This is a genomic window from Bifidobacterium margollesii (assembly GCF_002860355.1).
GTDB classification, from domain to species: Bacteria; Actinomycetota; Actinomycetes; order Actinomycetales; family Bifidobacteriaceae; genus Galliscardovia; species Galliscardovia margollesii.
Genome location: NZ_NMWU01000026.1, coordinates 37930 through 50038 on the forward strand (window position 1 = coordinate 37930; position 12109 = coordinate 50038).

Here is a 12109-nt window from a genome sequence, read left to right on the forward strand (position 1 = left end):
CTTACTGTATGCTTCCGCCAAGGTGCCCTTGGCTGTGAAAACATCTGCGGCTCGCAGACATCGAACCGCAAAACCTCTCACTCTGTCAGCATACCTCGAAGAGGCGAATCCCCCCCCCTATGGCAGCACGTTGCAATACGAAACGTTAATGCCGGACAACGGAAGGTAAACAAAAGACCACAAAGCGGTGAACCATTCGATCGGTCCCACTCCCGGACGAAGACCGCACGGAGATATTCCCCTACCGGATCTTCTTCAATGCCTTGACTACATCCGATATGATATGCCGATTGAATACGCAATACAGACCATAGGCCACGAGAACCACGGCGAACGCGGGAAGCGTATCCAGCATCAGCGCCGCGAATACGAAGACCGCAGTGAACATCAGTTCTGAGATCTGCCCCAATACGGGGGTTTTCACATTGAGATCGCTAGCCAGAATATGCTGGGTGACCAGATACCGAACGATCAGGGTCACGGCACCGGCCCCGATCACGGCATTGGGCGAATGAAAGACGATCAAGGCCAGCAGCACGAGGCACACGCTCAATGCCACCGCGGCGACGTTCACGGCAAGCAGGATCTTCTCCTTGCGAAGCACCTTGAGGTACGTGGTTCCCAGCACGTTCATCTTGCTGTCGAACACGCAGATGGGCAATACCAGCGCGAAGGCGCTCAGACTTGACTGATACTGCGGCAGCCATAGCGCCAGAATGATCACCAAGGGGAAGTATGCGAGATACAAAGCCGGCAGCACGATATCCATGCAGTTGCGGGCACGTTCGTAGAAATGGATTCGTTCCTGCCTTGTTCCCTGACGAAGCGCGGGGAACAGCACCATGCTTACCTGCGTAATAAAGGACAGGAAGAAGTTGCACATCGACAGGGCGAAGGAGATCTTGCCGAACACCTCGATTCCCCATGTGTGGTCGATGACGACTCGGGCGACACCGAGGATAGCCAGACTCGCCACACCGGCGATCATCACTTTGATGCCTATGCGCACGCTATTGATCGTCTCGACGATGGATTCGCGAACGCCGAAGCATTTGGCGGCGAGAAAATCACGTCCCTTCCACAGGGTATAGAACAGGGAGATGATTCGAGTGATCAGATATCCGATGACATATACCTGAAACAGGTGTTCCTTGGCCAGAAGCAGAAAGATCAAAGCCACAAGAAACAGGAACCGGTCGATAAGCGTTGCGATCGAAAACAGCTTCGTCTCGTTGATGGCCTGAAACACGAATCCCAAATACCATGCGATGTTGTTGATGAACATCCACAGCGCAAACACGATGATCACGAATCGTCTGTTGGGATCGGGCTGGCTGATGAACGCCAGTATGCCGATCACCACGGCGAATATTCCCTGGGCGACGGCACCGACCACGAACTGCGACTTGACGGAGTCCTTATTCACCTGGTTGCGACGCTGACCGCCGATCAGCAGGTAGACGCCATCGTTGAGACCCAAATGGAAGATGCCCGCATACGTGGTATAGAAGATGAACAACTGCCAGTATCCGAAGGCGGCCACTCCAAGCACCTTCGGCACCAGCAACGTAGTGGCGCAACTGGCCAGAACGCTGGTGCCTTGGGCCAGAACGGCGACGCCGAAATTCTGCAGTATCTTTTTGTAGTCCATGAGTAATCAGCCACCAGTCGATGATCGGGATAACGTTGAGCCAACCACGGTTCGTGTTTACCAGAACATGTTCTGTTCCAGAATCGGATAGAACCACATGTCAATCGTATGCATGGTGGTCAACGCCCAGAAATTCACACCGCACAATGCAACAAGACCGAAGGACAGCATCAGTCGTTCGCGATCGTCGTGGTTCATGTTCAAAGGTTTGAGCTCGTATTGCGCGACGAAGAAAGCGGCATATTCCATGTAGAGCAGACCGCGGAACAGTCGATAGCAGCTCGGCACGTCGAAGAACAGTAGGATCAGGATCGGCAGGCAGAGGTAGTTCATCCGTCGAATAAGTTCCAGATACGCGATCTTTTTGCTCTGCCGGTCCAGCGTTCCTGCGTTGAACGCAGCCTCGTTGGCCTGTGATGTGTATCCTCTGGACGACAGCGAATACTCGATGAAGAGCACCATACACAACACCAGCAGCCATGCCAGAACAACTCCCAGACTCTGGGATTTGCCAAAGTATGCGCTTGCTTTTTCTTCGGTGGTCATCGACTGCAGCAGCTTACGCATAACGCCAGTGGGAATCAACAGCAAGGCGAAAAACGTTCCACCGACGGCACAGTACTTCAGATGCTTCTCGTTGAGGAATCGAATCACCACAAAGAACATGTAGTACAGCGTCGAAGTATGGAATAGTCCTGCGACGATCACCGCAACGATATAAATCGGAATGCCGTATTTCTTATCCTTAAGGAGAAACCGGGAAGCGAACAAGCAGATGGCGGATGCGAAGAAGAACCGGTACTGCGTGATGTTGATAATGAATGGCACGAAGAAAAACAACGCCAATACCGCCGACACCGACTCCGTGATATCCATCACCGTCAGCACCACCAGAATGATACCGATCAGGAGCAGGAAATTACGGTAATCGATGAACGGCAGAGAGAAATGCCTGAACACCGTCATCAGGAACTGGTAGCCATGCTCACTGGCGCCATAGAACTTCCACAGAGCGGGATTATTGTACTGGGTGAAGAACATGGGGAAATCGGCGTTACCGGTATTTCCCAGTCCAATTATCAGCATAAGTCCGATCAGAACAACGCTGAAGAATCTGGACTTTCTGGCTACAAGACCACAGAAAGCCGCCACAGCCGCAATAGAAAAAACTACCAATTTCGTTCCTTATTCAGTCCCGAGACTCCACCGTCAGTACAGTCCGAGCATGACGAACACCCGGAACGCCGCTCGTTCTATCCTGCTCTGCGGATACAGCCCCGACCGGAAAGCCAACCATCTCCTTGCCGCTAGGCTCCTTCGATAACCTGCGATCCTCTCATAGAAAGCACGCTGATCGTCATTCAGCATATCCGAATAATTGCGCAGCAGGTACGCAGCCGGATTCGGGAAATGTCCTTTGTCAAACATCCGCTTGAGCTTCTGCATCTGATTCGTGAACAGATTACCGGTATCGGACACATTACCGCCATGACCACCGTGGATGACATGATACAGCAACGGCTCCGGCGTGTAATAGACGTGTCCGAACAGATATCCGAGCAAACCGACCCAGTAGTCATGCCCCCAGTTCTCATCCAACGGCATGGACCGAACGACGAGATCCCGCAGCTGTTTGGTCATGACCAAGGCACAGCCTTGCGCATACCCATTCAGCGTCGCCCACTGCAATGATGAGGGGGAAGGAATCTTGTGCTGCTGACGCGGCCATTCCTTCAGATCATCATCCACCTTCAACTTATTGCAATGCGCAAAGCTGAGGCCGGAACGCTGATTTTCGGGAATGGTTTCAATGGTGACTCTGATCTTCTCTGGCTTCCAGATATCGTCCTGATCGGAGAACGCATAAAAATCAGCCACAGGCGCCTGCGAGAGAGCGGTCAGGAAGCTGCGTTTCCATCCGACGTTCTGCCCGGCGATAAACGCCAGACGCGGCTGATGCTCCGCATATCTGCGCAGCAGCGCAACCGTGTCGTCCGACGAGCCATCGTCGCGAACGAAACAGTCGACGTCCACTCCCGTCTGGGCAAAGATGCTATCGAGCTGACGCTCCAAATACTTTGCGCCATTGAACGTGGACATCACGACCACCACATGAGGCACCTGCATCGGTTAATCTCCTTACCATACTCAGCCAATACATATTCGGCCAACATGACGACAATACGCGATATCCGGAATCCGAGTCTCAGCACTTGACATGAAACGGAATCCTCGTCGGCCGATGCCGCGCATACCATGAGCCAATGGCATCATCGCCTCACACAATCGGGGTGCTCCGCAGACGATGCGGATCACCCCGATCACCATAGAGTCCGGTCGATCAGCCGTAGTACTCCTTGTACCATTCTGCGAATCGGCGTAGACCGGTGCGCAGGGAGGTCTGTGGCTTGTAGCCGAAGTCGCGTTCGAGGGCGGTGGTGTCGGCGTAGGTGACCGGCACATCGCCGGGCTGCATGGGCACCAGTTCCTTGTGAGCCTCGAAGTCGTAGTCCTCGGGAAGCACCTTGGCCCGGATCAGCTCCTCCTGCAGAATCGTCACGAAGTCGAGCAGGTTCTCGGGATGGGAGTTGCCGATGTTGTAGATGCGGTACGGCGGCAGAGGCAGTCCGTCCTCGCCGTTGACGCGGTCCGGGGCCTTCTGCATCACGCGCAGCACGCCTTCGACGATGTCGTCCACGTACGTGAAGTCTCGCTTGCAGTTGCCGTAGTTGAAGATCTTGATGGTCTCGCCGTTGCGCAGCTTGTTCGTGAAACCGAAGTAGGCCATGTCGGGGCGGCCCGCCGGTCCGTATACGGTGAAGAAGCGCAGGCCGGTGGACGGGATGTTGTACAGCTTCGAATACGCATGATCCAGCAGCTCGTTGGACTTCTTCGTGGCCGCGTACAGGCTGACGGGGTTGTCCACCTTGTCGTCGGTGCTGTACGGCACCTTCTTGTTCGAACCGTAGACCGAGGAGCTGGAGGCGTACACCAGATGCTCCACGCCGGTCTTGCCGCCATCGTAGGAGTGGCGGCAGGCTTCGAGGATGTTGTAGAAGCCGATGAGGTTTGATTCGATGTACACGTCCGGGTTGGTGATCGAATACCTCACGCCGGCCTGAGCCGCCAGATTCACGACGACCGACGGCTCGTAGTCGGCGAAGATCTTCTCGATGAGGGAACGATCCGCTATCGACCCCTTGACGAAGGTGAACGCGGGGAACTCCTCGAGTTCCTTGAGGCGCGCCTCCTTGATGTGCACGTCATAGTAGTGGTTCATGTTGTCGATGCCGATGACCTTGGCATCCTTGAAATCCGACAGCACGCGTTTCGCCAGGTTCGATCCGATGAAGCCGGCGGCGCCGGTGATCAGGATCGTCCTGTGCGACAAGTCAATAGCGGTCATTTCATCTCCAGAAATAGTGTGCGAATATTCGTTGGCGATCAACCGTACGATCAGTCGCGCTTGAACAGGTCGCGGGTGAAGACCTTGTCGCTCACGTCGGCGAGGTCCTCGTTCCAGCGGTTGGCCACGATCACGTCGGCCTCGGCCTTGAAGGCGGCGAGATCGTGGGTGACCTTGCTGCCGAAGAAGTCGGGGGCGTCCAGCGTGGGCTCGTACACCACCACGTTGACGCCCTTGGCCTTGATGCGCTTCATCACGCCCTGGATGGAGGACTGGCGGAAGTTGTCGGAGCCGCTCTTCATGGTCAGGCGGTACACGCCCACGACCGGGGACTGCTTGTCTTCGACCTGCTTGAGCACTTCGTCGGCGATGAAGTCCTTGCGGGTGCGGTTCGCTTCGACGATGGCGCCGATGAGGTTCTGCGGAACCTCGGCGTAGTTGGCGAGCAGCTGCTTGGAGTCCTTCGGCAGGCAGTATCCGCCGTAGCCGAAGCTCGGGTTGTTGTACTGGTTGCGGATGCGCGGGTCGAGGCACACGCCCTTGATGATCTCCTGGGCGGAAAGGCCACGGGCCTCGGCGTAGGTGTCGAGCTCGTTGAAGTAGGCGACGCGCAAGGCGAGGTAGGTGTTGGCGAACAGCTTGATGGCCTCGGCCTCCGTGGTGCCGACCACCAGCTGCGGAATGCCCTTGCTGCCGTCCTCGTTGGTGCGATCGTGCTCGGCCGGATCGGCGCCCTGCGCCAGCAGGTTGGCGAAGGTGTGGGCGGCCTCGACGGCTTCGGCGTCATCACCGGGAGCACCGACGACGATGCGGCTCGGGTGCAGGTTGTCGTACAGCGCGTGGCCCTCACGCAGGAACTCCGGGGAGAAGATGATGCGCTTGTCACCCAGACGCTCACGCAGGTCGGCGGTGTAGCCCACCGGAATCGTGGACTTGATCACGATCCACGCGGTCGGATCCTGCTCACGAATGGCGGCGATGGCGGCCTCGACGCTGGAGGTGTCGAAGTAGTTCTTCTTCGGATCGTAGTTGGTCGGCGTGGCCACCACGGCGAAGTCGGCGCCCTCGTAGGCCTGCTTCGGGTCGAGGGTGGCGGTGAAGTCCAGGCTCATGGAACCGTCCTGCTTACCGTCAAGGAAGCGAGTGATCTCCGTGTCCACGATCGGGCTCTTGCCGTTGTTCAGCAACTCCACCTTTTCGGGCACGATGTCCAGCGCATGCACCTCGTTGTGCTGCGACAGCAGCAACGCCACGGACAATCCTACATAACCGGTACCAGCAACTGCGATCTTCATAATCTCCCCCGTACTCTCCTATTCTTGAGGCGTGATTACAAACAATTCGATCATAGCCGAACACCCGCCAAATGAAACATCCCCCCACAATGTTCCCAAAACCTGACATTCTCCGTTCCATAACGGACCGAACTGTCCGGCAAGGAACAACGACGACAATTCGTACTACGAATCAACAAATGCCGGTGAAGAGACATCTTCAGTAGAAGAGCGCCCTCACCGGCATACCAGCAATGCGTTTCAGGCAACGCCAATCAAATGCATCGTTTTATTTCCCCACAGCCCGATGCTCGCACAGCGTGCGCAGCTTGCCGTAGAACTCCTTGCGACGCTGGCTGAGAATGTCGTTGTGGTATTCCAATGCCTTGTTGTAGTTGCGATTGCTCTGCTCCACCATGCGCGGCCAATCGGAAAGCAGCTCGCAGATCTTGTCGGCGTATCCGTCGACATCCCACCAATCGACCAGATAATCGTCGGTCAGCAGTTCCGGAACGCCATCCACCGGACTCGAGATGCACGGCAGCCCCTGAGCCATCGCCTCAAGAATCGCGCGCGGCAGCCCCTCCGCCTTGGTGGGGAATACGAACAAGTGGGACTTGCGCAGTTCGGCGAACAGATCCTGCTTATGCCTGATCAGCCCACAGAACGTGCACTGCTTATCAATGTGCAGATCCCTAGCCAACTGCTCATACTGCGGCCGGAGAGCTCCATCGCCGATGAACTTCATCTCGACGTTGAAACCGCGCTCCACCACCTTTTGCACGGCTTTAAGCACATAATCCTGGCACTTTCGACCATCATCCATGAAGCCTGCGTGCACAAGCACGAACTTGTCCGGCTTCCGATTCGGATCCCAATGCTGCTGGTAGTAATGTTCGTCCTTCATTTCGATGGTGGAGAACGATCCGGTGAAGTAGTCGGGGTTATCCGGCTCAACCATGGCACGGCACGGATAATCGTCCTGCAGAATATGTTCCGTCACATATGACACGCCGTTCGCTTCCATGCAGATCTTTTTCAGATATCGATCTACGCCCTTGTTCAGGATGTTAAACGGGAAACCGCTTTGCGGGAACATATGAGTGCCGGAAAGCGCGACGTCGATGGAGAACGGCAGCCCACTGTTCTTGATCTCGTTATACAGCAGGAAGGTCATCATGGACGGGGCACGTACAATGATCGCGTCCTCGCCGGCGAGCGCCTTTTTGAAAATTCTCTTTGTCTGCGGCAACTTCGCCAGCGTGGCCTTCACTCCCTGGGTATCGGGAAGTTCGACAAAATCCACCCGCGGGCCACTGAGCTTCAGCAACGAGCCATCATTCTCCTTAATAGTGGAGATTCGGGCACAGACACTGATCTCGTCGAACACCGACAGGTAGCGATCCAGGTACTCGTAATCGATAAGTCGCTTGCTCCAATACTCACCGTTCCGATCACGGTAAAAATGCAGTTCCAACAGAACCAAAGCCTTCACGGCAAGACCTCCATACCATACCCTTGGTCATGAGCAGATTGATTGATTGAATGATTGAAGGGACAGTCCTTATAGATGAGCGATATATCCTCCGGTCAGGGCTTCACCCATGCACCGGACTGCACATCGTATTGTTTGATGATCTTCGCCGGTACACCAGCGATCACACTGTAATCCGGAAAGTCTCCCGCCACCACAGCATTGGCACCAACGATGCACTGCTTGCCAAGGTGTGACCCCGGTAGCACCACAGCACCGTATCCGATGAAGCAGTTTTCACCGATCACCGTCTCCTTCTCGATCATCTCCTGATGCAGTGCATCAACGTCGATCTCACGATATCCGTGATTCACGTTTGAGATAAACACGTTTCCGGAAATGGTGGTGCCACGGCCGATAACCAACCGACTCGAATAGGATACGACGTGAAAATTCTGTCCGATAGAGACGTTATCTTCGATCACCACGGATGCGGTGCTTTCCGGCACTTCCAATCGCATTCCGGGATAGATCCTAACGTTGTTGCCAATGGATAGCGCCTTCGTGCGCTGCAAAAACAGCGGCTTCGCGATATAGGAGTGTCCACCGACGTGACCATACCGGAATCTGGTCAGCTGCGTCTTAGCAAACCACCAAGCTTTCTGCACATTCATGGTTTTCCTCTCATTCAATTCAGATCATCACCGCGAGAACAAATCAATCGGCGATATCCGTAACATGCAAGCAACGTCACTTCCCCAACAGTTCGGTTAGCCAGCTGTTCAGCGAATACTTGCGGTAGATCGCTTCGTCGATGTCGGCGAAGTCCTCCTTGAAGAACGGCGAATCGAAGTCGAACACGCCGTCGTACACATACACGTTGCGCTCGTCGTAGAAGTCATAGTTCACCACGTCCTTGTTCGTCGTGATGATCTTGCGCTTGGCGCCCAAGGTCTCCAGCACGCGCATGGTAAGACCCAGCTGACCATCCTGCGGAGAATCCAGAATGCACTTGGATTCGGCGAACAGACGATCGAGCTCGGCGCCCTTGATCGAGGTGAAGTGGAATTCCGAATATTTGGCGTGCTTGAACTCCGGGTTGCGCAGCTTACGATACACATACACCAGCCGCGAGGGGAAGAAGAAGTAGATGAACTGCTTCGGGAACACCGGCCGGAGCTTCTTCGACATCTCCGAGACAAAGCGGTACTTCTTCGGATGCGCGGTACCCACGAACAGCACGTCGTACTTGTAGCGTGCAGGGCGACGCCGGCCGATCTCCTCGTATTTGCGCGAGTAGAACAGCGGCATGAACCTCCAGCGAGCATGGGATGCCACATCGTCGCGATCGAAGGAATAGCAGCGATCGAAATGCTTTTCCACCGTATCAATGTATGGGAAGTTCGCAACGCTGTCCCACTGGTACAGCACGAACTCCGCCTGAGGCTGACTCTTCTTCAGCCGGACGATCATGTCCTCGGTGAACGACAGCGACTGGCCGGAGACCAGCAGCACCTTGTCGTACTTCTTTCCGCCGATGGACTGCATCACACGGTTGAAATACTGCCTGATCACACTGTTGATGGTGTCCTTGTTGATGCGGATGATCGCCTTGATGAACGGGTTGGTGCTCGGACGGTCGTCGAACCAATCCACGTCGTGGCCCATCCTTCGCAATTCATCGCAGATCAACTGCGGATAATCGAAGAAATTGGGGGTGATAAGCAATACTTTCATTGTCGTTCGAGGATCTTCCTTCTCGCCGTCCCAATCGGCATCGGTATCGGTCGTTCCGTTCAGCCCTTCAGCCCCTGCATGATCTTCTCGATCTTCCCGGTGTTGCCCCATACGGCCTTGGAATCATACGGACGATCGGGGAATGCACCATACTTGAGCGCAATATCGTAATGATTCTCCTTGATGAACCGCTCCACGCGGTCAGCCAGCTTCTCCGGTTTGCCGGAACCGATGTTGATGATGCCGGTCACGGCCTTCTGGGACACCGCGGCCGCCACCTGATCGCAGAACTCCGGATAGTCCACGAAATCATACTGATTCTGTCCCATGGTGAAGGGGAATTCCTTCTTCCCTTCATGAACAGCCGCGGTGATCTTCGAGAAGATGGAGCTGCCGTACTCCGAATTACCGACGATGTAATAGCCGCGAAGCCACTGGAACGTCACGTTCTTCTGCTTGCAGAGCAGCTCGGTCGCCTCACGCAGCGCGTTCTTGCCGATGCCGTACATGCTCATCGGATTGCAGGGGGTGTGCTCGTCGATGCTTCCCTCGTAGAAGCCGATCTCGTGCATGCTGCCCATCACAGCGACCTGAGGGATACCGGATTCGATCATCGTCTTGATGAAACGGTAATGCTTGGGCAGATCCTCGATGTGAGCATCGGAATTGTGCACGAACCCATCACGCCACGCCATGTGCAGCAACGCATCCGGCTTGCCGAAGTACTCATACGGATCCTCGATGCCGAAGCAATCGCAATCAATGCGCTTGGCCCGCTGATCGACATGGTCTGTGGCGAAATCGGCGGCGATGACCTCGTGCCCCAATTCCAAGAGGCTCTTGACAACGCCCTGCCCCAGATATCCGTTGGCTCCAGTTACCAGAATTCGCATTACACGCTTCTTTCTCTATCGATCAGCCCCTGCATTCCCGCATAGAGACACGGTCACGGCCGAAAACTAGTAGACACTATACCGACAGGGGTGTCCCGCGCCAAGATATTTATCAGACCCCTTGCATCATCATGAAACGGGGGTCTATACCGTATGGGCGATTTCACGAAGGAGACCCTCCGCCCCATCCGCAATCATTCCGTGATTCGCACGGGATCCCATCGGCTGATGACGCCATCCACTACAATGTTGGCCGTACAGGTTGGAAGGCGGCTAACCTCTGAGCTTCATTGCCCGTAGAAGATCCGCTTCGCCATCCACGGACAGTTCGGACAATCAGGCCTGTCCGGGGGCGCAAATCCCCCGAATAGCGACGATCAGGCCGGCGCCAATCGTTGACGAGGTTGAAGCAGATGCAGGTTGCCAATCAGATTCCCACGCCTCCCACCGCGAAAGACAGGGGGCGCGATTACCGGTACGAAACGCTCCGCATCATCGCCATGATGCTCATCGTGGCCTGTCACTTCGTGGCACACATCGGCTGGAATCTCGAAACCTCCGGCGGCGTATCCCAGGCGGTTGCCTATGCCATCGATCAGTACGGCGGACAGATCGGCGTCTGCATCTTCTACATCATCTCCGGATACTTCCTCGTCAACAAGGGGTTCCGCGTGGAACGGGTGCTGCGAACCATGCTGCAGACCCTCGTCTACACCCTGCTGTTCTTCGTGATCGCCGTGGCACTGTCATCGCATATCAGCGGGACCACACTGTCTCTCGCGCACCCCACCTCGCTGGTCAAGGGGCTGTACCAGTCGATGCTGCCGACGTTCAACGGCACCTATTGGTTCATCACCTCATACGTATTCCTGCTGCTGTTCGCACCCCTGCTCAACATCGCCGTGCATAATATTCCGCGCCGGGGCTTCACGCAGATACTTATCCTGCTACCCCTGCTCAGCATCATGGCCGTTGTTTCACTTGGACAGCTGCTGTGGACAAATCTCACCTACGCCATCACCGCATACCTTTTCGGCGCATACATCAAACTGCACGGCAAGAACATTCGCATCGCCCGACACATACGCCCTTGGCAGGTGATACTGCTCATCATATTCTCATTCGTGACTATCGCCGGATTCTACTATGCGCTGGATCTGGTATCGATCACCAAACAGTTCCGCCAAAGCAATCACCATGTCGTCGGCACGGTGCCGATCCTCCCTATTCTCACCGTTTCGGCAATGTTCATGATGCTGCATAACGCCCGCCCCCGGAAACATGTACGACGATCCGCTTCTCCGACCGCATTGCAGAAGCTCATTGGCAAACTGGCCAAAAGCGTGTTCGGCGTATATCTCATCCACGAGAACCCGTTCATCAAGGAGCCGCTGTGGGCGTTCGTCTCGAACCTGCTGCCGGATCCGCACCCGGCCCTGCTGATGATTCCGATGGGGGTCGCAGGCGTGATCCTCGTCTACGTCATACTGCTACTGGTCGCCTCCCTGATCGATACGGTTCTCGTGCATCCGCTCGACAGGCTGATCATTCCCCGCGTTGCACAACAATTTCACAACAGTTGATTCTGAATCAAGAATTACCTCGCATTCCCGTATACACAACACGATATAAGTCAGGTGGCGAACCGGTCGGAACGTGGGTATGGTGACTTCT

At 55.5% G+C, this 12109-nt stretch carries 10 protein-coding genes; 1 reads left to right on the forward strand and 9 read right to left on the reverse strand.

All coding sequences use genetic code 11. The annotated features are described in order from the left end of the window. Positions 1-241: 241 nt before the first annotated feature. The 9 genes from Uis1B_RS07690 to Uis1B_RS07730 all read right to left on the reverse strand — a co-directional run bounded on the left by Uis1B_RS07690 (position 242) and on the right by Uis1B_RS07730 (position 10435). Positions 242-1651, reverse strand: coding sequence for an MATE family efflux transporter (locus Uis1B_RS07690; protein WP_101617110.1), 1410 nt, complete (start codon positions 1649-1651; stop codon positions 242-244). Between the two features lie 57 nt (positions 1652-1708). Further along, entirely contained in the window at positions 1709-2827 is a 1119-nt protein-coding gene (locus Uis1B_RS07695; protein WP_133124887.1) for an EpsG family protein, read from the reverse strand. Positions 2828-2860: 33 nt separating this feature from the next. Next, positions 2861-3778 carry a glycosyltransferase gene (locus tag Uis1B_RS07700; RefSeq protein WP_101617114.1) on the reverse strand — a complete coding sequence of 306 codons (918 nt, stop codon included), beginning with the start codon at positions 3776-3778 and terminating at the stop codon, positions 2861-2863. A 214-nt stretch (positions 3779-3992) separates the two neighbouring features. After that, positions 3993-5057 carry an NAD-dependent epimerase/dehydratase family protein gene (locus Uis1B_RS07705; RefSeq protein WP_101617116.1) on the reverse strand — a complete coding sequence of 355 codons (1065 nt, stop codon included), beginning with the start codon at positions 5055-5057 and terminating at the stop codon, positions 3993-3995. A gap of 50 nt (positions 5058-5107) precedes the next feature. Beyond that, positions 5108-6352 (reverse strand): nucleotide sugar dehydrogenase, encoded by a 1245-nt coding sequence (locus Uis1B_RS07710; RefSeq protein ID WP_101617117.1) that lies wholly within the window; start codon positions 6350-6352, stop codon positions 5108-5110. 268 nt (positions 6353-6620) lie between these two features. Further along, positions 6621-7721 (reverse strand): glycosyltransferase, encoded by a 1101-nt coding sequence (locus tag Uis1B_RS07715; RefSeq protein ID WP_133124888.1) that lies wholly within the window; start codon positions 7719-7721, stop codon positions 6621-6623. Positions 7722-7921: 200 nt separating this feature from the next. Further along, positions 7922-8479 carry an acyltransferase gene (locus Uis1B_RS07720; protein ID WP_101617120.1) on the reverse strand — a complete coding sequence of 186 codons (558 nt, stop codon included), beginning with the start codon at positions 8477-8479 and terminating at the stop codon, positions 7922-7924. A 76-nt stretch (positions 8480-8555) separates the two neighbouring features. After that, positions 8556-9542, reverse strand: coding sequence for a WaaS/CpsH family glycosyltransferase (locus Uis1B_RS07725; protein ID WP_101617122.1), 987 nt, complete (start codon positions 9540-9542; stop codon positions 8556-8558). A 59-nt stretch (positions 9543-9601) separates the two neighbouring features. Next, entirely contained in the window at positions 9602-10435 is an 834-nt protein-coding gene (locus Uis1B_RS07730) for an NAD-dependent epimerase/dehydratase family protein (protein ID WP_101617124.1), read from the reverse strand. A gap of 413 nt (positions 10436-10848) precedes the next feature. Between Uis1B_RS07730 and Uis1B_RS07735 the strand changes: the two genes are divergently transcribed. Then, positions 10849-12018 (forward strand): acyltransferase family protein, encoded by a 1170-nt coding sequence (locus Uis1B_RS07735; protein WP_101617126.1) that lies wholly within the window; start codon positions 10849-10851, stop codon positions 12016-12018. The last annotated feature ends 91 nt before the right edge of the window (positions 12019-12109 follow it).